The sequence below is a fragment of the Branchiibius sp. NY16-3462-2 genome (assembly GCF_001594145.1).
In the GTDB taxonomy this organism is placed as follows: Bacteria; Actinomycetota; Actinomycetes; order Actinomycetales; family Dermatophilaceae; genus Branchiibius.
The window spans coordinates 23,779-48,878 of record NZ_LVCF01000039.1 but is presented as its reverse complement, the minus strand read 5'-3'; the positions used below and the strand labels follow the sequence as shown (position 1 = coordinate 48,878).

25 protein-coding genes and 2 pseudogenes are annotated in these 25,100 nt (G+C 66.6%); 13 read left to right on the top strand and 14 right to left on the bottom strand.

Annotation, left to right across the window (positions count from 1 at the left end; genetic code table 11):
* Positions 1-137: 137 nt before the first annotated feature.
* The 4 genes from AZH51_RS13380 (at position 138) to AZH51_RS13365 (ending at position 3,239) form a co-directional block, all read left to right on the top strand.
* A complete protein-coding gene (locus AZH51_RS13380; RefSeq protein ID WP_291525094.1) occupies positions 138-560 on the top strand; it encodes a hypothetical protein in 423 nt (140 codons plus the stop codon).
* Positions 561-667: 107 nt separating this feature from the next.
* Positions 668-1,831 carry a queuosine biosynthesis protein queC gene (locus AZH51_RS13375; protein WP_197502330.1) on the top strand — a complete coding sequence of 388 codons (1,164 nt, stop codon included), beginning with the start codon at positions 668-670 and terminating at the stop codon, positions 1,829-1,831.
* On the top strand, positions 1,828-2,586 hold the full coding sequence (locus AZH51_RS13370; RefSeq protein WP_064862411.1) for a TatD family hydrolase: 759 nt from the start codon (positions 1,828-1,830) through the stop codon (positions 2,584-2,586). Before AZH51_RS13375 ends, AZH51_RS13370 begins: the two co-directional genes overlap by 4 nt.
* Before the next feature lie 290 nt (positions 2,587-2,876).
* Complete coding sequence (locus AZH51_RS13365) at positions 2,877-3,239, top strand: hypothetical protein (protein ID WP_064862412.1); 363 nt, start codon at positions 2,877-2,879, stop codon at positions 3,237-3,239.
* Between the two features lie 36 nt (positions 3,240-3,275).
* Here AZH51_RS13365 and AZH51_RS13360 read toward each other — a convergent pair whose 3' ends face one another.
* The 11 genes and pseudogenes from AZH51_RS13360 to AZH51_RS13310 all read right to left on the bottom strand — a co-directional run bounded on the left by AZH51_RS13360 (position 3,276) and on the right by AZH51_RS13310 (position 11,811).
* Positions 3,276-4,202, bottom strand: a complete 927-nt coding sequence (locus tag AZH51_RS13360) for a DNA-processing protein DprA (protein ID WP_291525087.1) — start codon at positions 4,200-4,202, stop codon at positions 3,276-3,278.
* A 133-nt stretch (positions 4,203-4,335) separates the two neighbouring features.
* The gene (locus tag AZH51_RS13355) at positions 4,336-5,823 is read right to left on the bottom strand and encodes a recombinase family protein (protein WP_291525099.1); all 1,488 of its coding nucleotides are present in this window, start codon (positions 5,821-5,823) and stop codon (positions 4,336-4,338) included.
* 179 nt (positions 5,824-6,002) lie between these two features.
* Positions 6,003-6,362: pseudogene (locus AZH51_RS13350) on the bottom strand (recombinase family protein); the annotation flags it as partial.
* Positions 6,363-6,365: 3 nt separating this feature from the next.
* The gene (locus tag AZH51_RS13345; RefSeq protein WP_291525085.1) at positions 6,366-6,944 is read right to left on the bottom strand and encodes a hypothetical protein; all 579 of its coding nucleotides are present in this window, start codon (positions 6,942-6,944) and stop codon (positions 6,366-6,368) included.
* Positions 6,941-7,378: a single-stranded DNA-binding protein gene (locus AZH51_RS13340; protein WP_291525083.1), complete on the bottom strand. Its 438-nt coding sequence runs from the start codon at positions 7,376-7,378 to the stop codon at positions 6,941-6,943. The genes AZH51_RS13345 and AZH51_RS13340 overlap by 4 nt, the downstream gene beginning before the upstream one ends.
* A 73-nt stretch (positions 7,379-7,451) precedes the next feature.
* A pseudogene (locus tag AZH51_RS13335) lies at positions 7,452-8,231 on the bottom strand (type IV secretory system conjugative DNA transfer family protein); the annotation flags it as partial.
* On the bottom strand, positions 8,215-9,156 hold the full coding sequence (locus tag AZH51_RS13330) for a ParB N-terminal domain-containing protein (protein ID WP_291525080.1): 942 nt from the start codon (positions 9,154-9,156) through the stop codon (positions 8,215-8,217). The gene AZH51_RS13330 and the pseudogene AZH51_RS13335, both read right to left, overlap by 17 nt.
* Positions 9,153-10,043 carry a hypothetical protein gene (locus AZH51_RS13325; RefSeq protein ID WP_291525079.1) on the bottom strand — a complete coding sequence of 297 codons (891 nt, stop codon included), beginning with the start codon at positions 10,041-10,043 and terminating at the stop codon, positions 9,153-9,155. Before AZH51_RS13325 ends, AZH51_RS13330 begins: the two co-directional genes overlap by 4 nt.
* Before the next feature lie 93 nt (positions 10,044-10,136).
* Positions 10,137-10,541, bottom strand: coding sequence for a hypothetical protein (locus AZH51_RS13320; protein ID WP_291525076.1), 405 nt, complete (start codon positions 10,539-10,541; stop codon positions 10,137-10,139).
* Positions 10,538-11,218 (bottom strand): DUF2637 domain-containing protein, encoded by a 681-nt coding sequence (locus tag AZH51_RS13315; protein WP_291525098.1) that lies wholly within the window; start codon positions 11,216-11,218, stop codon positions 10,538-10,540. The genes AZH51_RS13320 and AZH51_RS13315 overlap by 4 nt, the downstream gene beginning before the upstream one ends.
* Entirely contained in the window at positions 11,218-11,811 is a 594-nt protein-coding gene (locus AZH51_RS13310; protein WP_291525096.1) for a bifunctional DNA primase/polymerase, read from the bottom strand. Before AZH51_RS13310 ends, AZH51_RS13315 begins: the two co-directional genes overlap by 1 nt.
* A gap of 500 nt (positions 11,812-12,311) precedes the next feature.
* On the opposite strand from AZH51_RS13310, the gene AZH51_RS13305 reads away from it, so the two are divergent.
* Positions 12,312-12,818, top strand: a complete 507-nt coding sequence (locus tag AZH51_RS13305) for a M50 family metallopeptidase (protein ID WP_291525075.1) — start codon at positions 12,312-12,314, stop codon at positions 12,816-12,818.
* A 381-nt stretch (positions 12,819-13,199) separates the two neighbouring features.
* Here AZH51_RS13305 and AZH51_RS13300 read toward each other — a convergent pair whose 3' ends face one another.
* Entirely contained in the window at positions 13,200-16,130 is a 2,931-nt protein-coding gene (locus AZH51_RS13300) for a hypothetical protein (protein ID WP_291525073.1), read from the bottom strand.
* Between the two features lie 140 nt (positions 16,131-16,270).
* Positions 16,271-17,062 (bottom strand): hypothetical protein, encoded by a 792-nt coding sequence (locus AZH51_RS13295; protein ID WP_291525071.1) that lies wholly within the window; start codon positions 17,060-17,062, stop codon positions 16,271-16,273.
* Between the two features lie 1,244 nt (positions 17,063-18,306).
* Between AZH51_RS13295 and AZH51_RS13290 the strand changes: the two genes are divergently transcribed.
* From AZH51_RS13290 to AZH51_RS13270, 5 genes are read left to right on the top strand one after another with little or no spacing between them, the layout of a single operon-like run.
* Positions 18,307-19,311, top strand: coding sequence for a hypothetical protein (locus AZH51_RS13290; RefSeq protein ID WP_291525069.1), 1,005 nt, complete (start codon positions 18,307-18,309; stop codon positions 19,309-19,311).
* The gene (locus tag AZH51_RS13285) at positions 19,308-19,595 is read left to right on the top strand and encodes a hypothetical protein (protein ID WP_291525067.1); all 288 of its coding nucleotides are present in this window, start codon (positions 19,308-19,310) and stop codon (positions 19,593-19,595) included. Before AZH51_RS13290 ends, AZH51_RS13285 begins: the two co-directional genes overlap by 4 nt.
* Positions 19,592-20,455, top strand: a complete 864-nt coding sequence (locus AZH51_RS13280) for a hypothetical protein (RefSeq protein ID WP_291525065.1) — start codon at positions 19,592-19,594, stop codon at positions 20,453-20,455. The genes AZH51_RS13285 and AZH51_RS13280 overlap by 4 nt, the downstream gene beginning before the upstream one ends.
* Positions 20,452-20,901: a hypothetical protein gene (locus tag AZH51_RS13275; RefSeq protein WP_291525063.1), complete on the top strand. Its 450-nt coding sequence runs from the start codon at positions 20,452-20,454 to the stop codon at positions 20,899-20,901. The genes AZH51_RS13280 and AZH51_RS13275 overlap by 4 nt, the downstream gene beginning before the upstream one ends.
* A complete protein-coding gene (locus AZH51_RS13270) occupies positions 20,898-21,719 on the top strand; it encodes a hypothetical protein (RefSeq protein ID WP_291525061.1) in 822 nt (273 codons plus the stop codon). The genes AZH51_RS13275 and AZH51_RS13270 overlap by 4 nt, the downstream gene beginning before the upstream one ends.
* 53 nt (positions 21,720-21,772) lie before the next feature.
* Here AZH51_RS13270 and AZH51_RS13265 read toward each other — a convergent pair whose 3' ends face one another.
* Complete coding sequence (locus tag AZH51_RS13265; RefSeq protein WP_291525060.1) at positions 21,773-23,278, bottom strand: PD-(D/E)XK nuclease family protein; 1,506 nt, start codon at positions 23,276-23,278, stop codon at positions 21,773-21,775.
* A 294-nt stretch (positions 23,279-23,572) separates the two neighbouring features.
* Here AZH51_RS13265 and AZH51_RS13260 point away from each other — a divergent pair, with 294 nt between their 5' ends.
* From AZH51_RS13260 to AZH51_RS13250, 3 genes are all read left to right on the top strand, one after another.
* Positions 23,573-24,130, top strand: a complete 558-nt coding sequence (locus tag AZH51_RS13260; RefSeq protein ID WP_291525058.1) for a hypothetical protein — start codon at positions 23,573-23,575, stop codon at positions 24,128-24,130.
* A gap of 78 nt (positions 24,131-24,208) precedes the next feature.
* Positions 24,209-24,415: a hypothetical protein gene (locus AZH51_RS13255; protein ID WP_291525056.1), complete on the top strand. Its 207-nt coding sequence runs from the start codon at positions 24,209-24,211 to the stop codon at positions 24,413-24,415.
* A 32-nt stretch (positions 24,416-24,447) separates the two neighbouring features.
* Positions 24,448-25,098 (top strand): hypothetical protein, encoded by a 651-nt coding sequence (locus AZH51_RS13250; protein WP_291525055.1) that lies wholly within the window; start codon positions 24,448-24,450, stop codon positions 25,096-25,098.
* Positions 25,099-25,100 lie beyond the last annotated feature (2 nt).

Sequence of the window (25,100 nt, the reverse complement as noted above, 5' to 3'; positions counted from 1 at the left end):
GTGCTTCAGGAGGTGGCGGCTCATCGGGTGGTGGGCGCCGGGTCACGGCACAGGCAGCTCGGGGCGGCAGCGCTATCGGTGCCGCAACGGCGTACCGAGATCGCGACTCCGCAACGCTCGCTGGCTACGGACTGACGTTGGAGGAGTTGGACGCGCTGTCACCGCGAATGCGGTGCGCGCGGATTCTCGATGTCGCGATCGGGCAGGCCGGGCACCCAGATGAGCAAGCGATGCGCCAGGCGTCTCTGGAACAGATCAAAGTCCTGCTCGCAAGCGGCCCCGAGTCCAGCAATCTCTCAGGGCTTGAGGCGATCCGCAACTTCATAGGTGAACTGACCGTCCGACTCGGTTTGATAGAACTACGAGACCAGATACTCGCTAACTCCGTTACGGCAAAGCAGGCGCACCAGCACGAAACAGGACTTCGACAGTGGGTCAAAGCCAAGGTCAACAAGCTCGACCTCGGCAGCTACGGCACCGTCACGACGCGAGACTTCCACCAAGTCGCACGCCAGATGAGCGCCGACGTGCTGCGACTCCTGAAAGGCGAGCGATCGTGACAGCATGCGGGGCCTATGTCGTTAGGGCTCAAGGCGACAAGAAGTCACGGCTCCAGGGATACGACACCCTCAAGTGGCCAACCGCGCCCGGCCACACGAAGTCCGTCGTGTCAGACCTCGCTTGGAACCTCGCACCTCTGCAAGACGTTGCCCCCGCAGTGGCGGACCTTGTCCACATCGCCGCCGGCGCATACATGGCCGATCGCAGCACCAGGCGCGGAGCCCGCTTCAGCCGAGACATCGCGCTCCACGTTACGGTCGTGGCCCCAGAACTGTGGACCGAGGAGCTCCTCGACACGACCTCGGAGCTTCTAGGCTGGCTTACCGGCGACACCTGGAACCTAACCGTGGCCGGAGGAGCCGAGGTCGACTTCGAGGAGACCCTGAAGGTCGGCGAGAACGGCTCGGTTGCGCTCTTGAGCGGCGGGCTGGACTCGTTCCTCGGTGCGATCCAACTGCTGATGTCGGGCGCCGAGACGATCTTCGTTGGGCACAAGGACAGCGCCACGTCGATCCGCGGTGCGCAGTCCACTGTCGGAACCTGGCTGGGCCAGTCTTTCGCTCCTGCACCGTCCTACACGCGAGTCCAACTCGCACAAGCAATCAGGCGCCGTGAGCCGAGCAGTCGCAGCAGGGCCTTCATGTTTCTGAGCCTGGGCGTCGCTGTCGCGAGCAGCCTTGGTTCACGGAGCTTGATTATCCCCGAGAACGGCTACACAGGAATCAATCTGCCACTGAGACCCAATCGAGGCGGCGCCTTGTCAACCCGCTCCACCCATCCCGAGACGTTCAGGCGCGTCGCAGAGATTCTGACCGCACTGAACATCGACGTCACCGTCACGAACCCGTTCGAATGGATGACGAAGGGCGAAATGATGCAGAGCATCCGTGGCCTCCGCCCACCGTCCGGCTGGCAGGAGACTGCAGCCGCCACGCTCTCGTGTAGCAAGCTCGGCGGCAACTGGTTCGGAGGATCGCCCAATCTCAACTGCGGTCTCTGCGTGCCTTGCATGGTGCGCCGCGCAACGTTCATCAAGGCCGAGGTTCCGGACAAGACTCAGTACCTCTGTCACGCGATATCCGGAACCCACCTCGCCGAACTCATTGACGCCCGACGGGGCGATATCGAGGCCGTCCGATATGCAATCGAGGCTGGAGCGGACGCGGACGCAATCGACTCCGGAACCTGGCCACCCGACTACGATCTCGATCGCGTTGAGGGCCTTGTTCAGCGGGGACTGGATGAGCTCGCGATGTTGGAGCTCCCATGAGCAATCGCCAAGACCGACTCCCGACTCTGGACTGCCATGCCCACGTCGCACCAGACGTGACTCACAGCCAACTCGCCACTCTCGGTCACTCTCACGTCTTCGCGGTTACCCGCAGTCTCTCCGAGGCACGACTTGTCATGAACCGCGACGACCGCGGTCTTACCTGGGGTATCGGCGTCCACCCAGCGGTCGCGACTGCGCGTGCGGAGTACAACCCAGAAGTGTTTCGTCAGCTCCTTCCTCGGTTTGCGCTTGTGGGAGAGGTCGGTCTGGACCGTCGCGGCGCTCGCGACGAGCAAGAGCAAATACTCAGTGACGTCCTCGACGCCTGCGACGGCAAGCCAGTCATGATCTCCATCCACTCCACCGGGCGCACACGCGAAGTCCTCGACCTGGTGAAGCAACGCGCCCATCCCGGCGTCATTCTCCACTGGTTTCTTGGTACGTCTAGCGAGTTGACTGAGGCAATGAGACTTGGGACCTACTTCTCGGTGAACAGCGCGATGAGTGACGCTCTGCTAACTGCTATGCCTCGTGACCGAGTGCTGCCCGAGACCGACTTCCCGGCACGGCAGGTACGTGCGCGGACACCCGGTGAGACGACCGCATTGGAGAAACGCCTTGCTACCCTGTGGCGGGCTTCGAACCAGGAAACTCGCCATCAGCTTTGGACGAATCTGAAGCGCCTCGCTGTCGTGACCGGCGCTATCGACGTAGTGTCCGAGTCGCTAGCCGACACCCTTCTGACCGTCTGAGGCGAGGGCCTACCGGGGCTCCACTACCGCAGGGTCGGAGTCGTGACAGCGCCCTCCGCGCGCTCCCGGCGCTCAACGAAGCCGCCACCTCTCAGCACGCCGCAGGGGCTGAAGGCTTCCCACATGCGGGTCGCGCCCGGGCCCTTCGGAGCCTTCCAAATGTCGACACCTCGGCGTACCCTGGAAGGCGAGGCGGATTTCTCCTTACCTTTGGGCCGCTCGCGGCAGACCTTCGGGTCACTCTCCACGCACCGTCTCGACAATGACTCGCGTGTTGAGAGGAGCCCATCATGATCCGCCTACTGTGGACAGCCAGCGCCGAGGTTCGCTACTTCCTGCGCCGCTACATGCCGAGCAATGTCCTGCTCGACCTGATCCGCACCCGGAAGGGACTGAAGTGGGGCGTGCCAGCGATGCTTCTTGCCGGCCCCTACCTGGCCGTCGCCTTCTGGTGCACCACGCTCATCGAGAGTGGCGGCCCGGGGTGGCTCCACCTCGTAGTCCTGCTCTGCATCTGGAACGCTCTCAAGATGCTGGCCATCGGCCCTGTGAGCGTCGTTCTCCTCACGAAAGCTCGCGCCCGTGCGTACCGCGCGCAGCGGCAGGAACGCTCCGATATGACACTGCGCGAACTCACTCGAAGCCCTCGCTGAGTTCAAGTGCCAGGCGGCCTGTGCCGACCCGGCGCGCTACAGCGTGCGCGTCGGAGCAGGCGAAGGTGGGCGGACCTGCTCCATGTCGAGTCGCTCTCGTGACACCTGGCCTGGTCCAACCAGACTCGCGAGGTCCGAAGTATCCGCCACCAGGGACGCTATGCCATCGCGCAGCAAACGATGCGGCCCAACGCTCGCGGCACTCGTGACCGGGCCAGGGACGGCTCCGACACGTCGGCCGAGTTCGGCGGCTCGCTGGGCAACCACAAGTGAACCTGACCGACCGCCTGCCTCGACGATGACCGTCGCAGAGGACAGCGCAGCCATCAGCCGGGCGCGGGCGATGAACCGGTGCCGAGACGGAACGGCGCCGGGCGGAACCTCGCTTGCAAGAAGACCGACATCAGCGACGCGATCAAGCAGGTCGCGATGGCCGACGGGGTACGGACGATCGACTCCGTTGGCGAGGATGGCGATCGTGTCGCCACCCGCCGCGAGGGCTGCCAGATGTGACGCGCCTTCGATCCCGTAGGCGCCTCCCGCAACGACAACTCGTTCGTCTGCGGCAACGGAACTGGCGAGTTCCCGAGCTACGTAGTCGCCGTAGGACGTGCATGCCCGAGCGCCGGCGATCGTGACGAAATCGCTCATCGGACGGGAGAGGAAGAATGACGCGCCGCGAGTCCACAGCAGGTAGGGCGCAACTTCACCAAGATCGTCGACGGCGGTAGGCCAGTCGCTATCGCCTGGGACGAGTGCTCGAACTCCCGATTGCTGCACCTGGTCGATACGCGCGGCGAGTTCCTTCGCGTCTGGCACGCTGAGGTGGTCGCGCCAGACCTGCGCGTCCACAGGGCTCAGCCCGACTACTGCACCGTCGTGTTCAGCGAGCCAAAGCGTTTCAACTGCGCCGAGCCGGGCCAAGATGCGTCCTGTCACCGGGTCATTGGGCTCGACGAGCATCGACAGCACCATCCTCGCAGTGCGCTCATCGCTCGCGACATCACTCAAGCTGGCCATCATCGGTTCCTCTCGGCGCTCGTTACCGACGAGGTGCGCCGAGAGCTACCGACGGATCAGCAAATCGGAACCGCAGCTACGAGTCATCGCTCGCCTCGTCCACGATGAGTCCAGCCTCGACCAGCGCCGCACGTACGGCCTTACGATCCACGCCTATCCGGCGACCGATCGCGCGCATCGAGACGCCCGCTCGGGCGAGTCGCACCGCCTCCGCCTTCTCGTCGATCCCCAGCCCCGGGCGGCGGCTAGGCACGTTGCGGCGACGCAGGTGCGCGAACACCGTGGCGCGATGGATGCCATACCTCGCGGCGAGTGCCTTGACGCTCATCCCTGCCAGGTAGTCGCCGACGAGCGCGTCCACCTCAGCGGCGGTGAGGAAAGTTTGAGCCGTCTCGACAGTCCTCACAACGGGGCCACGATCGTCCTTCGGAGCGGTATCCTGGGGGCGTCGAGAGACCTCGTAGACCCCACGGTCTAGGCGGTTGACCAGGGTCTTTGTCTTGGGGGCGGAGTTGCCGAACGTACTACTCAGGCACCCCAAACGGGTCAGGTGTGAACTTGCGACCAAGGGTCCGCCCTTGGTCGCGGTTCCCGCCTGGCCCATCTTCTTTGCCTCGGCGGCCCAGCTCAGTGCGTCGGCATGGAGGCCGGACAGGCTCAGCCCGTCGTACGGGTTGCGGCAGCCGACGCGCACGTCGTTGTCCTCGTCGATGTAGATCGCCTTGAACAGCGCCTGATTGATGAGACGCCGGTTCGCGTCGTCGGCGTGCTCGTAGATGTCGGCGGCGTTCGACAGCAGTTTCAGGGAGTCGTCGAGGTTCTCTCGCGCAGCGGCGTAGTGGCCGTCGTGCGCGGTGATCCGGTGCTCGATCGTCTCCAACGACGCGGTGATCCGGTCCTGCTCGCGCTTGAGGAGGTCGAGCGGGATCGCTCCGGCGTAGTGGGCTTGGAGCAGCTTCTGCTGCTCGTCTTCGAGCTGGGCTCTCCGGGGCGCGAGGTCGGCGAGCTCGGCGGCTCCTTCCGCCATCATCTCGTCGAACCGGGCATGAATCATCGCCGAGACCGCCTCGATCGTTTCCGGGTCGATCTGCACCTTGGTGTAGAAGCGCTCGATGAGTCGTTCGACCTGCTCGATCAACATCGCCTGCCGGGCGCAGCCGCCCCGGCCGCCATGCCGGCTCGCACACACGAAGTACGGGTAGATCGTGCCCTGACTGCTCTTCGCGTTGCACACCAGCAACCGCGACCCGCACTGCCCGCAGAACACGGTGCCCTTCAAGTAGTGCTCATGGACTTGCGTTGCGTCTGCTGCCGAGCGGTGCGTGCCGAGCACGGTCTGCACCTGATCCCACACCTCGTTGGGGACGATCGCCTCGTGCACTCCCGCGTAGGTGACGCCCTGGTAGCGGACGCTGCCCTTGTAATACGGGTTCGTCAGCATCCGATGCACCGACGACTTGCCGATGGGTCGGGATGGTCGCCGCGGCGACGCCGCCGTGGTGAGGCCGCGCGCCACGAGTTCGTGGTGGAGCTGGCTCGTCGTCCAGTCACCGGATGCGAACACCTGGAACGTCCACCGCACCAACGGGGCTCGTTCCTCGTCGATCTCGACGTTCGTACCTCCCGCCCGAACTCGTCGCGCACGCCGACGTTGCGGTAGCCGATAGGTGCCTTCGTCACGGTTCCGCCCTGCGCCGCTTTCTGCGACAGACCCTTTACCACCTCGGTAGCGAGATTGCGGGAGTAGAACTCCGCGATCGAAGACATGATGCCGTGCAGCAGCATCCCCGATGGAGTCTCGTCGATGTTCTCCGTGGCCGACACCAGCGTGACGCCGGCATCCTTGAGCGCAAGGTGGATGGTCACATCGTCGGCTCGGTTGCGGGCCAGCCGGTCGACCTTGTGGACGATGCAGTAGTTCGTCTTGTGCTTCGCGACGTACTGGATCATCCGCATCAGCTCGGGCCGGTCGGCCTTGCGAGCGGACTCGCCCGCGTCGACGAACTCCTCGATGATCGTCGGCTCGTGGAACTCGGCGCGGATCGTCAGCTCGCGCTCGCTCTGCTGGCGCTGCCCGGTCTTCCGTTCATAGCGACGCGCCACGACTCACACCTCGCCGGTCTCCGGGTCGACGCCCGCGAAGAAGGCATCTTCTGCCTCCTGGCGTGCGTCCACCATGTCGATCACGAACCGCACGAAGTCCTCATCGCGATCCGTGATCGGTGAGTCTTCGATGGGTTGAGAGGGGTCTTCACCTGGCCAGCTCGTCTGGCGAGTCGGGCGGTCCCGGTCGAGCCGAGTGCCGCACGCCGCTACCCAATCGCGAAGGCGAGCGCGGGCGTCGGCGAAGTCGCGGTGCCAGCCCAGAGGCGCGGACCCGTTCTGCTCCGGGTCGTACGCGCACAGCCAGTGCAGGTGCAGCGCGGACAGTTCCCAGAGGAGTTCGGGGTGGCGGTGCCAGTACGGCGGTACGACGCTTGCGGGGAGTCCGTAGGTGTGGCGGAGCCAGTCCACCCAGCGGTTCAGTTCGAGAAACTCGGCTTCGAGATCGTTGGCGGTCAGCAGGTTCCAGTTGACCGGGTGCGGCGGCTCGGGCGAGTCGAATCGAGCTGATGCCGGGCCTGCCTCGGGCGGCGTGTCGTCGTGCTCTGGGAAGAACTGATCGGTCATGGCGGAGTCGCTCACATTCCGATGGCGGTCGCGGTGGACGGCGCGGGCTGCTGAGGGGCGGCGAACGCGGTCGCGTCGCGGCCGGAAGTGCGTTCGCTGCGGTCCACCTCGTAGCGGGTTCGGGCCAGGTCGTGACCGATGCGCGTTGCGATGAACTCCTCGCCTTCGTACCGCTGGCCACCTCGCTCGTAGGAGTAGTCGCGCACCCGTCCGTCGGCGATGATGTTGTCGCCCTTGGCGAGCCGCTCGGCTCCCTGCTCAGCAGCACCGCGATACGCGATGAGATCGTGGAAGGTCGTCTCCAACTGCGTGAAGGTGTTGTCGGGCTCCTTGCGGTAGTGCTCGATCCCGACCTTCATGTAGAGCCGAGCATCACCGCGCTCGGTGTAGCTGAGCTGCGGGTCCGAGGCAACGAAACCGGAAATGGACTGGTGGGTGCGAATGGCCATGATGGCGTCCTCCTGAACTCGGGCGACCAGCCGTGCGTGGCCGCTGTGTCAGGCAGGTGCGCTCCCGCGCCCAGGAGGCAGGACGACGACGCAGCAATGCTTCGAGTTCGTCGCGATCACTGCGGAGCTGCACGGCGTCGGGCCGTGTCGGCCAGGCGCGCAGATCGGTGACGATGGGAGGCGCTGAGCGCAGCATCGTGATGCCGGTGCCGAATGGCAGTGTTCGGATGCGGTCTGGCGGCAGGATCGGGACACGGCGGATGGAACGTTGGTTGGAGCGGGTGCCGTGGTCGCCGAGGGTCACGCTGTCGGTGAACTCATCACGCTCGCCGATGAGTGTGGAGAGGTCTTGGAGGTCGCGGCTGTTGGATGCGCCGCCGAGGATGATCTTGACGATGCTGGCGTCCCAGATCGCGCCGGCCTGGTGCTCACTCCACTTGTCGCGCGCTTGGGCGAGGGACTGCAAGACCGGCATGGTCGTGATCCCGGTGCCGCCGCCTTCGGCCATGAGCGTCGGCAGTGACGGCAGCGGCGCGAGGTTTCCGATCTCGTCGAGCGCGAGGAGCAGTGGCGGGTCGAGCAGTGCTCCGGGCGAGCGGGCGGCGAGCCGTCGGGCGGTTTCGATGAGGTCTTCGACGAACGCCGCGACCAGCGATGCGGAGGCTCCCGCACCCGCCCCGGTGGCGAGCAGATAGAGGGTGCCTTGCTCGGTGAGGAAGGTCTCGGGGTCGAAGTGCTCGTGCGGGCCTGGCGTGACGGCATCGAGCACGCGTGGGTCGGCGAGCGCGGCGAGTGCGAGGGAGACGCCTTGCCAGATGCTGTCGCGGGTCTTGGGGTCAGCGTCGATCATCGCGGCCGTCGGCGGTCGCGAGGAAGTTCTCGAACTGCTCGCCGGTCAGTCCACCTGCGAGGGTGTCGGCGTCATAGTGGGTCCACCAGTTCGTCAGCTCGCCCCAGGTCTGCACGAACGCGCGCAGCGGGTAACGGACAGGTTGCCCATCTCCGGTGACAAGCGGCAACGGACGCGGTGGGGTGCGCTTGCCCTTCTTGATCGACTTCGCGCGAGCCACTGCTGCCTCGGCGCGGGCGTGCAGCTCTGCCTCGCGCCGCTCCCGCTCGGTGGTGTCGGCGTCGCGCATCGCCTGGTAGATCGGATGCACCGGGTCCCCGGCCTCGATCCGCTCCAGCCCGGCGGCAGCCTCGGCGCGCAACGCCTCGGGCTGAGCGGGGTTGTTGGCGATGTCTTCGAGGTAGCCGATCTTCTCCAGTGTCGTGTGCGACGCGCCGCCGGGAATCATCGCCGCCGCTTGCTCCCGCGCATCCCCGAGCGCGCTCGACGGTCCCGCAAATTTTGCGGGACCGTCGTTTCCAGGCTGGTTCTCAGCACTGAACTGGGTAGCGGACTTCCGGCGGGCGGCATCCGCGACCATGACCTGCTTGAGTTCGCGGTACAGGCCGGCGGCCTCGAGCTGGGTATAGGGCTTGTGGAGCATGTTGTCGTCCTGCTCGGCGAGGAGCTGCCCGAGCCGGTCGGACAGGCCACTGCGAACCCACACGTTCACGGTGCGCCAGCCCAGCTTCCTGATCGCGGCCAGGCGTCGTGCTCCGCACACGAGCACGCCGTCGATGGTGATCGTGAGCGGTTGCAACAGGCCGTCGCGGTCGATGGATGCCGCGAGAGCGTCAATGTCGCCGAGGTCGGCGCGGTGCCGGGTGCCGACGAGGATCGAATCGACGGTGCGGTCGAGCTGGATGCTGCCGATCAGTGGCTCGGTCACGACGACTCACCGCCTCCACCACTCGGAGCCGCCAGAGCGAGCGCGAGGATCAGATCGTCGTCGCGGAGCAGCAGGTCGAGAGTCTCGCCCAACAGCAGCCGGAGCAGGACGCCGCGGCCACTGCTGGTGGCCACGTAGGCCGGGTGCGGGTTCCCGAGCAGCGCCTTCAGCAGCGCGGCCCAGGAGCGGCGCGGCAGGTCGAGCAGTGCCCGCGCGTGCCGATCGCGTCGCAGCGCCTCGTAGGCGGACTGGCGGGTGCCGGCCTTCATCAACGCCCCACAGACATGCTCGACGGCGGCCCGCGCCGTGTCGGCGGGCCAGTCGAGCAGGCACAGCATCGCGATGGCGTCCTCGGCCGCCGACCCGGCCGACATGCATGCTTGCGCCGACCCGAGACTGTCGCGCGGCTCCGGTTCGAGGTCGCTGGGACGATTGTCGGTGGTGTGGAACGCGGGATGGTAGTCGGCCAGTGCGGTGTCGCGTTCGGAGAACCGTTCGGGGTCGTGGAACGCCGAGACGTGCGCGCGGCGGGCCTGGTGCACCGAGCAGAGCAGCCCTTGGGCACGTTCCTCGTAGACGCAGGTGATGCGCACGGCGTGGGTGATGATCGCCCACGGATCGTTGGCCTGGCGGGTCGAGCGGTACTGCATCGCGTCGAACGCTGCCGTCACCGCTTCCCAGGTGTCGAGCTTGTGCTTCCTCGCCAGAGCGCGGTACTTGTCGGCGGCGAACTCCATCAGGCCGCGGGCCACCGGATCGTGAACCCAGGCATCCTCGCCGCCCTCGGCGAGACGGTTGAGCAGGGCGCGCAGGCCCTCGCCGGTGGTGAAGTCCTCAGCCCCGAAGGCCGTCGGCTGCTCGGTGCTGGTGCGGGTTGATGTGGTCATGGTGTCGGCACCTCCTGGCAGGCAGGTGCGCACTCGCTCCCACGAGCGCGTCCTGCATGCCGATGCCGTCGCGACCATGACCTGTCACCGCCGTCAACTCATCGAGACCCCGGAGCGGGACACCTGCGACGAGGGCGCGGTGCTGCGCCCGAACGCCGAGATCGGCGGCAACCGCCGGGCTCGATCCCCGAGACGACGAACACCGGCACCGATGGGGGTGCGGGTGCGGCGAGCGAGTTCGGCCTGGAAGTCGAGGCCACGCCCGGCCGCGTGCGCCGAGTGCCGGGCGATCAGATCGGTGGGGCGCACCCACTCCACGCCGCAACCGCGAACGAGAGCGTGCCGCTTGTCGTCGCGGGCGACCTGCGCGGCCCGCACCGCCTCCGGAGTGCTCGTCGCCTCGACGGGCTCGGGGCGCTCCCTCGGCTCCTCGGGCACCAGCCGTGCGGGATCGGGCCTGGTCGGGTCGTGGTGCTGGGGGTTCTCAGTGGTGTTCATGGGGTCGTCTCCTCCCGCTCGTCGGCGGCGTCGGTGGTCTCACTGAGGTGCGCGACGGCGAACCAGCGGCCCACGGTCGAGGGATGCACCCCGAGTTCGCGGGCAATCCGCTTGTTCGACCAACCCGCCTCGCGCAGCTCCCAGCCCAGGGCACGCCGATCCGCCACACCGTCGTCTCGACGGGTGAGTTCCGGCTCGCCAGACGGCAGCGCGGGCATGGTCTCCGCCGTGTTCGTCGAGAACGAGTCGGCGGCGGCAACTGCCGTGTCTGGGTCGGCGGTGCGGGTGAGGATCACGGTCAGGTGCGTGATGGCCAGCAGCACGACGGGTGGCACCGCGGCGACCGAGGCTGCGAGCATCCTGGGTACGTCGGCATCCGCGGCGACGACGGCGTGAATGGCATTCGCTGTCACCGACACGAGCGCGCCGCCGACCAGCAGCGCCCACGGGTACCAGGCCGATCGCTGCCCAGCGAGGGCGACGACGGCGACCGTGGCGACGACGATGATGCCGTCCACGATCAGCGGCCACGCCCACGCCTGCCCCGACCCGATCCCGGAGCGAGCGGCCAGATCGGCCAGCGACGTGAACGACAGCCAGAACGCCCCGGCGGCGATGAACACCGTCCCCGCGACCGCCGTCATCGCGGCCCAGCGCCGCCCGTCCGACTCGCGCATCACAGCCCCGCCCTCCCCAGCGCTGCGGACGGCGGGCTCGCCGTGCGACCGAACCATCGACCCGCGCTCTGGGCTCGGCCGTCTGACGTTGCCTCGGGCGCGGGCTGGGTGGCTCGGTAGGCCGAGCGAACGGTCGTGGTGATCTCGCGATCGCCCAGACCCGCCGACTGCGCCGCAGCCCCCAGAGCATCGAGCGCGTCCGTGGCCGAGACGCCGTTCTCGGCGAGGCGGCAGGCGGCCCAGAACAGGCTGCGGTTCCGCTCGCCCTCACTTCGCCCGGCGACCCACGCCGCCAGCCGCTTCCCATCCACGGCCACTGAGGTGCCCTCGGCGCGTGGTGGGGCGACGGGGCGCGGGTCGAGGAAGTCCCGCAGACGGCCCGCATCGACCGTGCCGACCGAGTGTGCGGCGATGTCGGCGACCTCGTAGAGCCTCACGTTCCCGTCGATGATTCGCCGGGACGGAGGGGCGATGATGTAGCCGCCGTCGCCCCGGAAATCGACGCCCACGTCAGCGGCCTGCCACGATCGCTGCTCCTTGCCCGGTGTCGCCGGGAAGTACACGTGCGTGCCTCCGGTGGGTGTGCGCGCCAGCAGACCCGCGCCGTCGACGAGTCCCGCGTCGGTGGCGCGCTGGTACGCCGCGCGGCCGGGTCATCGAACCCAGCCGGTGACTGCAGCTAGTTCGGTGGTCACCGCCGTGGCTTACGGCGACGGTGTTGGTTGCGCTTGAATGTCCTGGACTTACGGACCCGGCGAGCCTGTCGAGTCCTGCGTCGCAGCGCTGCACGACGTCTTCTCCGGGCGCGCTTCCAGCACCACGCGGAGGCAGCCTGAACCGCCCAGAGAATGAGGTCCGCGAGGAGTTCAACGATCAAGGGGTCTAAGAGACTTTTCCGCATGCTATGTCGGTGCGCGGCCGATTCGCGGATGTTGCGTATTTCGTCCTACCAATTTCGGCGGCGCGGGGTTGGCGCGTGCACCCCCGGACCGCCGAGTTCGCTAGCGCCCACATCCCGCGCCTCCGCTTTGACACTGTGGCAATCACTGTCCGGAGGTACGAGGGCTGTATTGACAGGGGCACGATGGGCGCCATGCCGGAGCAGATCGATAGCCCGCCGTTGCACGATGTTCCCGAGTCAGTCGTGGCCGCCCACGAAGCGGGACATGCCGTCGCGTGCATCCTGTTCGGCGGCACCTTCGACGACATCTATCTGACCCCTGAAGGAGGCGCCGTGGCGCAGGTGCGTGGCGTCTCCCGTCTAACGCCGAAGGGCTGGGTCCGTACGACGCGGGCCGGCGTGATCGGGGAGCGGCTCGCTCTAGGCAAGTCGAACCCGAACCATGGCGCTCTCGACAACTCCGTGATGTGGCGCAAGTTCGACAAGACTGACGGGGAGTGGCGAGAAGCTCTCGCCTTCCCCGACGCTGAAACGCACGAGGTCCTCGTTCGTTACGAGGACGCGCTCCGAGCAATCATCGAGATCATCACCGCAGAGCTAGCGGCTGGCTCCTCCTCGATCCCGTTCGCCAGGATTGTTCAGGTCGCCTGGGAACACCAGGCCGCGCATGGCATTGAGTTGGAGACCGGACAGCACTAGCCGCCGGGCGTGCAGCTTCCGAACCGGAGGGCATGCGCCGGTCTTCGGCAGCCTGACCGTCACTGGAATCCGATTGCGCGCACGGTCGTTGCCCCTGCCAGCACCGAGTCCGGAGCCGTCGCACCGTCACCTCGTCATCAGCCACATGAGCTCCAGGAAAGGAACCGTCATGGCACGCAAGCCGCGCAACCCTCACGCGCACGCCAACCCTCAGATGGCAGCCGCATTGCGCGACCTGCGTCGATCCGGTGCTGCGGGACTCCACGCCGATTCCCGGCAGCGCCGCAGCCGCGATCGTTCCAGCGCGCGTCGAGCAGCGATCCGGGATTTCTCGTAACGCTCGCTCAAACACGTGCGGCCTTCGCGCCGAGCGGTACGGACCTAACCGTTCTCGTCCAGGTCCAGCAGAGTCGCCACCTTGAACGGCACACCCTCGAAGTCGCGCACCCGCACCATCGGGCGCAGTTCACCGCCGCGACCCAGCCGCCGTTTCCAGAAGTCCGGGCACAGGCCGGTCCCCCACGCGGACGCCCAGACCGAGCTCGCCTTGGTTCCTGGCGGCAGCAGCCCGCGGTAGGCCCGTTGGGCCACGTCGAACGCGGCCGTGTGGTTCATCAGGACCACGGGGGTCTGCCCGTGCCACACCAGTCGGCCGATGGAGGCGCCACGCGGCTCCCATGGGCGCCTCTCGTCCGATGACGCACGCCAGCCCAGTCGCTCGTTGATGATGCTGGCCTTGCCGCGCAACGGGTGGCCAGACGGCATGTCTGCCATCGGAGGCTTGCCGTCCTGCCCCAGGACGTGACCGGTGCCCGATTCAAGCACGCCGCGCAGCGCCGCCAGTAGGTTTTCACCCGGTGTGACCGTCGCTGCCTGACCGTAGTTGGCTCCGACAGCTTCCAGGATCCAGTGCTGCAGCTTGCCCAGTCGGTCCAGGAACGCTTCATCGCAGCCAGCCCATTCGGCCAGCATTTCCAGCACGTCGCCGCCCAGCATCAGGTCCGCTGCGATGTCGGCGTGACGGGTGAGTGTTCCCTCGGTGCCGCCATTGCGGCGCAGGAACGACGTCGCCGCTTCACGGTGCATGTCGAACAGTTCGGCCCATTCCCGGTTGGCCTTCTTCCAGCCCTGCTCGGCAGCGGCCCGCTGCACCATCTGCACCGCCGCGGCCGTGATCTCGTTGGCGGTCAGCGTGGTTGTGTTGAGCTCGACCAACGCGTCGGTTGCATCTTCGTTGCCCAGGAAGCCGCGTGCACCGGTGTCGAAAGCCACGCAGCGTTCCATCACCGAACTGGACGTCAGCGGGTTCTCGGCGGTCACCACGAGCACTGCCAACGGCACGTCGACGCGGCGACGCCCACCGTCAGCGGTGCGCCGCCGGGTGGAGGTGCCGTTGAACACCGAACGGATGATCGCCTCGATCGAGGACTCCTCGCGTTCGTTCTTGCGGGCGTCACTGCTGGGTGCCAGGTCGTCGGCAACCCAGATGGGCACGCGAGCCACCACGTCTTCCAGGCTGTACTTGGTGTCGGACGCACCGCCAGGCAGCGTGTCCTGGAATGCGCCAGGGTCGGACTGCCAGAACGCCATGATCGCTTTGGCCGACCACGACTTGCCGCCGCGCGGCGGTCCGTAGAACAGGATGGTCGTCTTGGGCCTGATCGGCACGACCGGCCGCAAGGCGGCAGCGATGACGGTAGCGGCGACCGACTGGTTGCCCCATGCGCCGCCGGTGTAGGTCTCGAACACGGTCTCGATGCTGGCCCGCAGGTATGCCCGGTATTGCTCGTCGGTGTCGGCTTCGATCGGCGCCAGACCGAACTTGGAAGTTCCGGGGATGACCCGGTTGGTGCACCCGGGCACCGTGCCCGAACCGATCAGCCGACCCTCGATGCCCAGCACTGTTTCGCCGGCGACGAACACCGGCAGCCCACTGACAGTCGGCACCCACCCCATCTGCATCCACAGGTAGTTGGTGATCGTCTCCCCCGCCCGGTGCAGCTTCATCGCTTTCAGCCAGGCGCCTGGCAGGTTGCCCCAGTCCGGGCATTTGGACACCGTCGTCGGGATGACGGCTTTGCGCAGGTGCCAGCGGTTCGGGTTCTCGCTCAGCAGGTCGTCATTACCGTTGACGACGCCTTTGACGATGGAGCCGTCGTGCGACTTCCAGGACGTTTCGATCTGCACCCGCACCGGTTCGTTCTCGTCGATCAGTGATGGGTCCAGCTTCCCCTCGACCAGTTCCGAGCCCGGGGACCAGTCACTCGACTTCGGGTTCGATTCACTCAGTAGACGCCCGGCCATGCCAGCCTTCGGCACCCACGAGCCGCGGCTGGTGTAACCGTCGTCGCTGACGTGGTACTCCTCGAAGGTCGCGCCGTCGTCGTTCATCCGCACGTCGCCCGGGTAGAACTCGACCTCCGCCTCGGGCTTGTCGGGCAGGTCGTCCTTGGTGGTGTCCATCAGGTCGGCGAACGACTTGCCCGCGCCGAAAAAGTCGTCCACCCCGGCCTTGGACACACCGTCCAGGCTCGGGTCAGCAAAAGACACCACGGCGTGTCGAGACTCCAGGAACGCGGCGAGTTTCGAGGCCGCGTCCCACACCTGGCGGTTGGTGGCGGTGTCACCGTCGAATGCAATTGTCACCGGCAGGTTCTTCAATCGCAGCGCATGCCACTCGGGCATCCCTGACCAGTTGTGCACTCCGATGATGCACACCACCAGCAGCCGTGCGTCCAACGACTCCATGATGGATCGCAAGCGCACCCGGGAACCTTCACCGGTCTCGGACAGGTCCGAGATGGACACGCCCTGCTCAACCAGCCACGCGGTCAATGCCGACAACGCCTTGATCTGGCCCTCTGCGATCAGGACCGCGTCCGGCGCCGCGAAAAAAGTCGACGGCGTCGACGGGTGGACGCCCAGCACGCTGTTCGCGCCGGCGACCATCATGTACTTGCCCGCGGTCGGGTTCGCTGGACGCCACTGGCCGAACCCGGCCTGCGGCTCCACCTGCGCGCCCTGGGTCATCTGCGTCGCCGCCGCCGCCACGCGGTCCAGCGGGTACCACGGCATCGCCAACGCGGGAAGGTCCGAGCGCAGCGACTTGAAGCCTTTCGAGCGACGGTCGGTACCGGCCCCCAGCACCTGCGCAGCAGTCGCCAGGTTGGTCTCGTCCACCGAGAACATGCCGGAGGCATAAGCCACCAACGGGGCAACCGCCGACGCTGACAACTTCATCGCGTCCAACCCTGTGATGCCAGGGCCGAACGCTGCCGCCGGGAACAACGCACCAGAAACCGAATCGCTCACCGACCTACGGTGCGACGGCCGCGGTCGCTGGCGCGGCCGGCCGTCACCAGGCTTCGTTCTTCCGGAAAGGTCGCGCTGCTGCGACGGCAGCGTGGGTGACGCCGGACTTCGTTCCCGGTCCTTGGCTGATGCCTGGAGATTCAGAAGTCGTCGGCGGGCAGCGGTTCGATGGCGTTCTGCTCGTTGCGCGCGGCAATGAGCCGCCATTGGTCTTCGCCCGGATCTTCGCCGGCGGCGAGTCGTCCGGCGAGATGGGACCAGCGAGCGAGTACCTCGAACAGGTAGCCGTCGTCGAAGCTGTCCAGGTAGGAACGTCGTCGGGCGGCGGCCCACCTCAGGGCGGGCAGCCCGGCCTCGACCAGAAGCGCCCCAGAACCCTCCGGCGGCACCTCGGGGTGGATGACTGCAGCCCCGACAGCATCCTGTTGACCATCGTCGCCGACGTCGTAGGACCCGAACGGCACCAATGCGGCCCGTAGCGCTTCGGCCGCCTCCTTGTGGCTCAGGGAGCCGCAGGCGAGTGCGTAGCACGAGGCTGGCATGAGGTCTTGGGCGAAGGCGATGAGACCGGGGTCGATCTCGGGGTAGGCCATGACTTGGCCGGAGACGTCCAGGGCGTTCAGGTAGGTGCCGAACGGGGCACCGTCGTCGGTGACGGCGCCATCGAAACCTGGTGCCTTGTCGCCGATGGCGTGGTCGCCGAAGCGTGCACTGATGCTGCGCCACGGGTCTTCGCTCGGCAACGTGTGGATCAGGTCGCTGATCGCTCCTCCGAGGAAGAAGGACCCCCACTGGGGTTGGACGCTGATCTGCGCAGACATCTGCGCGTCCATGCGCTCTCGGTAACCAGGTGGGATGAGCGGATCGCTCATCGTCAGGATCCAGCGCACGGCGACATCGACCGGTGCGTCGAAACCGGGCTCGCCTGCCACCATCGTAGTTTCGCTCGTTCCTTGGGCCAGTTGGTTCGGGACGTGGCTAAGCCTGCCACCTTCGCCGACTGGGGGAAGCCCGCGGGACTGATTCTTGCAGCAAACCCCGTAGGGGCACACCCCCACGCGCGTACGCGCGCGCGAGGGGTATGACCCTGCACTGTTGGTGGTGGCGATGCCCGAGCTTACAGGTCGTTGAAAACGCAAATAAAAGGGACGACCCCCTCGCGTACGCGCGCGCGAGGGGTATGACCTTACGCATGTTTCGGGGGAAAACGTCGCTGTCGGCCGATCACGAGTCCCTGACCTGGACCGAATCGAAGGGGGATACCCCTCGCGCGCACGCGCGCGTAGGGGTCTGACCCTACCCATGAGATCGCCAAAACCGCAATCTGGACCTGGAAAACCGCGTCATTCCGGGAAACTTGACCGTTTCTGGCTGCAACTGGCTGCAACTGGCCACACCGTGTGGTCAGTTTTCGCCGGAACCTCGAAACACAAAACCGCAGGTCAGAGCCTTCTACTACTACTACTTACTACTACTTTTTACTGATCTGACCACTTGACCACACCGTATATACCCCCTTATGAGGATTCGCATACATTACTTCCGGGGGAGATATATGTATCCAAATCCCCTATACGGGTTGTTGCGGGCGTGGTCATGTGGCCAGATCCCCGTTTTTCGACCCTCGAACACCCCCTGACCTGCGCAAACGTCCCTGAACCGTCTGACCACACGCGTGGTCAAGTGGTGGCGGATGCAGCCAGAACACCCACCCGCCTCTGTTTTCGCAACTCCAGAGGTAGGGTCAGACCCCTACGCGCGCGTACGCGCGAGGGGTATCCCCCTCCAACTTTCCACGATCCGGAACTGTTGGTCGCCGCCCAAGGGTCGCGGGCGCCTGTTCTGCCGACTCGACCAGCGAGCGGGCAGAAGATCCCGGCGGATGCGACGCGGATCCGAAACCGCCGCCAACCAACCCTGGTGACGAACCGGCGCCGACGACGTGCCCCGGAAGCCTTAACGCAGCCTGCCTCGCACGCACCAGCAAGCCTCGAACCCCGACCACCGTGGCCGGCAACCGCCGACTCGGACACGCAGACAACCCAGGAGTACTCACGAAACCGCAGGTCACAGCCTTCGGGCACCCTGGCAGGCGGTCGATCTTGGAATAAGTCTGTGGACACACCAGGCGTCCGCGACCACCCGAGGGCCGACTCAACACGGAGACCACCGAGCCATGACGACCGACACCAGCCCCGCCGACAACCTCGACGACCTGTTCGTGAACACCGACCCTCGGGTCAGGATCAAGGGCCGATTGGCCCCGGTGTTGATCTTCGCCAGCGCCGACGGTGGCACCGGAGTCACCAGCTTCGCCGCAACCGCGGCCGAGCTGGCCAGCAATGCCGGCAAGGTGTCCCGCACAGTGCTCGCTGATGCCGACTTGGTCGGTTCCGGCGTCCGCCAACTGCTGCGCGGCTCGGGAGTGTTGCCGACGCTGTTGACCGCGCAGCGCACCGGCGACGTGCGCACCGCGCTGGTCTCCCCCGGCACGATGAACACCGATTCGGTCAAGACCCCGGACATCAGCTTCCACACGATCCTGACTCCGAGCGGCCTAGCCGAGCGGGCCACCGTTGAGCACTCCACCGCGCTGGCTTCCATCGAGACAGCGGCGACGGTGGCTGACCTGGTGATCGTCGACGGCGGCCGGTTGACGCCGTACGTCGACGGTTCGGTCACCCAGGACGTGATCGAACCGCTGCTGCGCTCCGGAGCGTGGCTGGTGCTGCTAACGACCCCGACCCAGCCGGGCCTGGTGGGGGCAGTGGACGTGCTTCGGGCGCTGGCTTCCCGAACCGGGGTCCGCCTGGAGCGGCTCATGTTCGCCGTCAACCACGTTCCGCGACGACCCGGTGACGACCTGACCCGCCAGATCGAAGCAATGACCCGTACCTTGGCCAAGCTCGCCGTGTCCCTGGGTTGCGTCACCGACGACGAGGAGCAGATCCGTTCCAAGCTGCGCGTCGGGATCCTGCCGACCAAGTCGACCGCGCTTGCCCCAGTGTTGGCCTCGGTGTTGCTGCGCGTCACCGGACGTCCGGAGTTCGAGCCGATCGCGGCGGTCAAACACGCCCGTGCCACCGAACTGGTCGCCGGTGGGCTGGACGAGTTCGATCCGGCGGCGGCGCCAGTGCAGTCGGGCCCCCGTAAGCGGCTCGTGGGCTGGCCCCGGCGATGACCACGCCCACCCAGATGCGTTTCGTAGGCGGCGTCGCGGCGTTCGCCGTCGCGGGAGCAGTCGGGTCTCTCGTCCCGCACGGCTGGGGCTTGGTGGCCTGGTTGGCAGCCGCCCTGGCGGCCGTTATCGGCGCGTGGGCGCTGCGCCCGCCGGTGAGCCCTCAGCGGGCGCTGTGGGGCGCGCTGCTGGTCCTGGGCGTCTGTGCGCCCATGGTCGCCGTTCCGGTGGCTCTGCTGGCGCTTCCGGCGTCGTCCACAGGCCTTCTGGGGAGGTTCCCGAGGTGAGCAGGACCCAGGAACTGGCCGACTTGATCTCGGCCCAGGTGATCGGGCTGGAAGCCGCGCAACTGCTGGCTGACGGTGCTACGCCGGCAGGTCAGTACGCGGTCCTTCCGGCGTGGTGGTGGGGTTTTGCCCTCGTAGGGCGCCGGCCTGACTCCTCCGGGGGTCGGCGGACGATGCCGCATCGCTTGAACGGACCGGTGCTGGTAGGAGTCGATGACCTGCCGGTAACCAAGTCCACGGACGCGTTCGGCCAGCACCGCGCGTTCACCTTCGAGGCCGGTGGGATTCACGCCCTGTCTGCGCCCGAGGCGTTACGGTTCGGTGGCGACGTGCAATCGGCCGCCGTCCACACGGGCCACCAACACCTGCCGGGATTGGTGGAGGCTGGCCGCGTCGCCAACTGGGAGATGCTTCTGCTGGCGGAGAAGATCACCCGGACAGCGATCGTGACCCGACTCAAGTCCCTGGTGGGCGCGCTGGTGTCGATCGGTCAAGGTTCGCAGTTCGCTGACGGCGCCGGGTTCGACGACGAAACGATCACACAGATCGCGGCCACCATGACGTTCGGCGATCCGGGTGGCACGTTAGGGCAGGTCGGGCGTTTCGTCGCCAAAGCCGTGGACGTCGACTTCGAGGCCGTCGAGCCGGCGCGGTGGTTGTCGATGGAAATCAACAGCCTGGTCAACAGAGAACTGGCCCGTCGATTCGGCGATCCCCGCAGTGGCCAGATGATCCGCAGCGCTATCGCCGCTGGCGCGGACACATCTGCCTGGTCCGCGGGCACGGTGCGCAGAGCCACCAACCTCAACCTGTCACCGGTGATGAAGAACCGTGCCCTGATCGACGGAGTGGGCCGGTGAGTGCACCCGTGCAGCGTCCGATCAACTCCACCGCGGAGATGACTGCCAAGGCGACCAAGGCACGCGCCTTGCGGGCCCGGTGGCTGCTGGCACTCTCCCGCGGCGAAGCGAGCGTGCCCGAACTCATCGCTGCCGCGTGCCAACCGGGTGGTCGGCCGCTGTTGGCGGTGCGTATCGACGCCCTACTCGGTGCCACACGTACGCAAGGCACGCTCAACCGGGACATGGCGTTGGCCAGGCAGCGGTTGTCGGTACCCACTGGGATGCTTGACCGTGAGGTGACGGTTGGATGGGTGATGCGCAACAAGGGCACTCCCGTGCGCCGGTTGGGGGCTGTGTTGGAGGTCAGCGAGATGGGTGACCTGCGCTCCCGTCAACGTGCGTTCCCTGCGTTCCCGTTTCATACTGACGCGGTCCTTCGCGAAGTGTGGAGGGCCGCCGAATGAGGTCCCAGATCAATCCTGCCGACCCGGTGGCCGTGTTCGCCGCGCTCCCGCATGAACAGCGCGTCGCTCAGATCGACGCGTTCCTGGCCGTCAACCGCCCGTACATGCTGCGGTTGGCGATGCGTATGTGCCCGCCGGACATGAACGTCGGCGACGAACCGCTGCAGGCGGTGATGTCCGAAGCGCACGGACTGCTCACGATGCCGGATCTGTACTTGACCGAGGTGCGTTCGCCCGGAGCGGTGTTGGTGGACCGGGCAGTTAAGAACCTGCAGCGGGAGATCCGGGGTATGCAGCCTGCCGGCACCCGCGCCGACGAACGCAAGCGTGGTGACCTGGAGAAGTTGCGTCGAGCGATGCAGATGACGCTGGGCGTCGACCCGACCCCGGAGCAGCTTGCTGCCGAGCACAACGCTCGGATGATCGCCAAGCGTAAAGACCCCGCGAAGTCCGGCCTGATCCTCACCCCGCAGGACGTGGAACGGCTCAGTTCACCTGTGCCGCCACCGGTTTCACTGAATGCCGATCCGGAACTGACCCAGGTGGCCGACGACCAGGACGTCGCGGATCTGGCTGCGTTGTCCGGGGTCGTCGACGCGGTCGTCACCGAATGCGATCGGTTGTCTCGGATGCTCGGACAGGTCGCCCGGGCGTTGCTGTCGCCGACGCTGGAAGGCTTGGACTCACCCACGCTCGACACGATTGCAGCCCAACTGGAAGTGTCGACCGCCCAGGTTCGTCGCCAACGAGTGCTGATCCAGGGCATCGTGGTGAAACACCTGGACCGGCACGCCGAGCAAGCGTCCGTGAAAAGCTGACCGGACCTTAAACCCCTTGTGTTTCAACGGGTTACGGTCCGAGACGGCTCATGTCAGACCGAAACCCGGTTCGCGGCGATGGTTCCAGCGAGGTCGGCGTACGGTTCGGCGACGATGCCCGCTTCCCAGATTTCGGCGGACACCTTGAACAGAACTTCGAGGCGACGAACGGCCAGCGCCGACCACGCCTCCCAGTCGGACTTGTCCGCGCTGTGCAGCGGCGGCGGCTGGATGGCCAGGACTGAGTGCATCGCGGCGCGCAGGCGGGTGTTGGAACCGTCCTGCATGGACGCCCGCAGACCCAGGTTGGTTTGGACGGTGGCGAACAGGCTGGCGAACGTCAAGCCCAACGAGCGGATCGCTGAAACGTTGCCCGCTAGCGCCGTCCCGTTCTGCACGTCGTAGGCGTGCAGCGCGTCCAGCGCCATCGTTGTCGAGGTCATCGCGGCGATGGCCGCGTAGCTGTTGGGGTTCAGGGTGCTGCCGGTTCCGGGGACCGTCTGCCCGGCGGGCAGCACTTCCTCCCACGACTTGGCTTCGGTTACCACGGTTGCTCCGTTCATCGACTGACTGCCCTGTTCGGCAGCCACAGGTACGGTGCGACGCACACCCGGCAGAACCGTCGGGATCACCAAGCTCGGCCCGATCAGAGCCGACGTCGTTTTCGCTGAGACCGTGCGTTTGGCGTTGCCGGTCGGGCAAACCAGTGCCAGTGGGCACCAGCCGCACAACCCGGACGCCTTCATCGCGAAAACGCCTGTGTCACTGTTGTTCCGGGCGATGTCGTAACTGCGCTTGAACGCCTCCACAGTGTCACGCATCGCCTCGCGGCTGTAGTCGACTTCTTTGGCTACGCCGATGGCGGTGTAGATGAGTGTCGCGCCCACGGGCAGCTTCCCGGTCAGTGCCGCGATAGCCATGCCGTAGATGCGTTGCTGGTCCGCGTAAGCGTCCCGGTCGCCCTTGTAGGGCGTGCGCGGGTTACCTGTCTTCCAGTCCAGGATCCGCGTGTCGATCTTGTTAGGTTCCCGCGCGTAGACGTCGATGTACCCGCGCAGCGGCACTTTGGCGATGGTGAGGTTCTCCAACGGCACTTCGGTTCCGATGACGTCCAACGCCCTCAGGTCGATCGCGTCGGACACCTTCTCCATCTTCGCGGCGACCTCGCCACGCCACGACGTGACCTTCATCGGGTCGTCCGGGGCGACCACATCGTCGCGGACGGTTTCGATGCGTGCCAGCAGGTCGTGCAGTGTCTGCGCGGTGCGCTGCTCCGCCGGCAACGCCAACGCCTCCTCCAGCACCGCGTGCACCGCGGTTCCTTTCTCGGCGGCACCGAACGGGTCTGCCGAACGAGGCAGCGAACGCTCCACCGCCCACCGGGCATGGCAGCCGTCGTGCATCGCGGCCGCCGTCGAAGGTGACAGCGGACGCGGCTTCAACAACGCCTGTGCGCCCGGATGTTCACGATCGGTCACGATCAAGGAGCGGCCCTGGAACGCCAGCCACTGGTTCAGTTCGGGCGCGTCGTGGGGGTCTGGACCGGTTGGCTTACTCACTCATGCACGGTGCGACGCACCGTCGCTGCACTCGGTCCATCGCACAGGTTTCGCCGTCCTGGCGCTGCGCTTGCTGCACCCGGGTTGGGCGGGCCGCACTCCTACGTTTTAGTCGAAGTTGGTTGGTGATATCGAGGTAGATACCACCACGGCCGAGTCGCCAAGGATGGAGGACAAAGCGAGTATCGGGTAAGGCACCCGGATGCGTGGACAGAGCCCATGCAACGAACGTCCATGCGCAGACTCGTCGCACCGTACGGGTGTAAGCAGTCCTCGCCTCGAAAGTTGTTGACCATGTCCAACCAGTTCCCGGCCGACCCGGCCGTCATCCAGTCCGCGCTGATCGCGGCGTACTCCATGGTGCCGATGCCCACTGTTGAGCAGATGGCTGCGGAGAACCTGCCGTTCTCCCCCGCCGAGTACCGTGAGGCGCTGGTCGCTGAGCAGGCGAAGCAGTTGCTGATGTCGACATCTCCTGGTGGTCGTCTGTTCGCTGACGTCGCGCCGGTCGCGAACGGGGAGAAGGTGTTTCGTTCGATCGTTGCGGGTGTGTCGACGGAGGCGTCCTCGGGTCGAGTCATCGTGACCCTGCACTCTCGGGTGTCGGACCGCACCCCGGACGGTACGGAGACGATCCGTACCGAGCACTTGTCGAACCCGTTCGGCCGCGTCACCGCACGCATCGCCCGTGACCTGATCGGTCACAAGGTGCTCGTGTTCGGCGAAATGCAGGAGATGACCGGCCGCGCCGGCCAGAAGGTCCGCGTGTTGAAGGGTCTCAAAGACCTCGGCACCGCCTCGCAGGCCGAGATCGACGCGCTGCGTTCCGGCACGACCGCGAACGCTGCCTGACCTGGCGTCGTCCGCCTGCTGATCCGGACGGACGACGCTTGCCTGGCCGAAGCGTCATGCCCGTCGCACCGTGCGGGCATGACGCTTTCCGCTGCCGCACTCGCCGCTGTTCACCACGCCGCACATGGTTACGGCCACTCCTCTGGCTTCGGTTCCCTGGGCGGGATCATCGCTCGCTCGATCGTCCACGTCGCGACCTGGCGTCTGCTGGGTCACTTGCCGTTGGGGGCCGTCCTGTTGTTGGCGGTAGCGGCAGGTGCGTTCATCGTGTTGCGCCGCCGCTGACCCGAGCCCAGATCCGTCGCACCGTTGCAAGCATGAGCGATTCGACTGCCCCTGTTGAGGTCTCGGCGACGGACGACATCAATCGGCGTTGCGATCAGTGCGGTGCGCCCTCGGAAGTGGTGGTGTCCAACCAGCGCCTCGACATGGCGTTCTGCGGGCATCACTACCGGTCCCAGGCGACAGCGTTGGCTGGCGATGGTTTCTTCCCCGTGGAGCGGACCGTCGCGTCACCAGCCGAGCCCATCGAGCCGGCCACGCCCCCCCCCGCCGCCGCCCCCGTCCCGGCCGCAATGCTTACCCGGCTGACCCGTCAGAGTTCGCCGGGCGTGTTCGAGGAAACGCTAACCAACGCCGACGGTCGCTTGACCAACGCTGGTGGCGGGCACGGCCAGCCGGCTCTCTTGCTGTACCGCATGGTGGGTGGCCGCAGGGTTGTGTTGGAGTCGCGGTCGTTCGTCGACGGGGTGCTTACCGACGACGGTGATTTGCCGGCGATCGTCACCTACGACATGCGCGGCCGTCCGTTCCAGGTGCTGCGGTTCCGGGCCGGGTTGCTGAGCGACGCGCTGAACGATGACGGCACGGTTCGCGGTTTTGCTGTGGTGCGCATGGACACCGACGGCGAGGTCGAGCACGTCGAATCGTGGCGTGACGGTGTCCGCCAGGCAGGCACGGAACAGTAACT

What these genes read in the sequence shown, in the direction of transcription:
- AZH51_RS13365 (WP_064862412.1), top strand. Translation starts at nt 2,877, where the DNA reads ATGATCCGCCTACTGTGGACAGCCAGCGCCGAGGTTCGCTACTTCCTG.
- AZH51_RS13320 (WP_291525076.1), bottom strand. Translation starts at nt 10,541, where the DNA reads ATGAACACCACTGAGAACCCCCAGCACCACGACCCGACCAGGCCCGAT.
- AZH51_RS13360 (WP_291525087.1), bottom strand. Translation starts at nt 4,202, where the DNA reads ATGCTCGTCGAGCCCAATGACCCGGTGACAGGACGCATCTTGGCCCGG.
- AZH51_RS13270 (WP_291525061.1), top strand. Translation starts at nt 20,898, where the DNA reads ATGAGGTCCCAGATCAATCCTGCCGACCCGGTGGCCGTGTTCGCCGCG.
- AZH51_RS13255 (WP_291525056.1), top strand. Translation starts at nt 24,209, where the DNA reads ATGACGCTTTCCGCTGCCGCACTCGCCGCTGTTCACCACGCCGCACAT.
- AZH51_RS13325 (WP_291525079.1), bottom strand. Translation starts at nt 10,043, where the DNA reads ATGACCACATCAACCCGCACCAGCACCGAGCAGCCGACGGCCTTCGGG.
- AZH51_RS13260 (WP_291525058.1), top strand. Translation starts at nt 23,573, where the DNA reads ATGTCCAACCAGTTCCCGGCCGACCCGGCCGTCATCCAGTCCGCGCTG.
- AZH51_RS13305 (WP_291525075.1), top strand. Translation starts at nt 12,312, where the DNA reads ATGCCGGAGCAGATCGATAGCCCGCCGTTGCACGATGTTCCCGAGTCA.
- AZH51_RS13340 (WP_291525083.1), bottom strand. Translation starts at nt 7,378, where the DNA reads ATGGCCATTCGCACCCACCAGTCCATTTCCGGTTTCGTTGCCTCGGAC.
- AZH51_RS13285 (WP_291525067.1), top strand. Translation starts at nt 19,308, where the DNA reads ATGACCACGCCCACCCAGATGCGTTTCGTAGGCGGCGTCGCGGCGTTC.
- AZH51_RS13315 (WP_291525098.1), bottom strand. Translation starts at nt 11,218, where the DNA reads ATGCGCGAGTCGGACGGGCGGCGCTGGGCCGCGATGACGGCGGTCGCG.
- AZH51_RS13250 (WP_291525055.1), top strand. Translation starts at nt 24,448, where the DNA reads ATGAGCGATTCGACTGCCCCTGTTGAGGTCTCGGCGACGGACGACATC.
- AZH51_RS13370 (WP_064862411.1), top strand. Translation starts at nt 1,828, where the DNA reads ATGAGCAATCGCCAAGACCGACTCCCGACTCTGGACTGCCATGCCCAC.
- AZH51_RS13290 (WP_291525069.1), top strand. Translation starts at nt 18,307, where the DNA reads ATGACGACCGACACCAGCCCCGCCGACAACCTCGACGACCTGTTCGTG.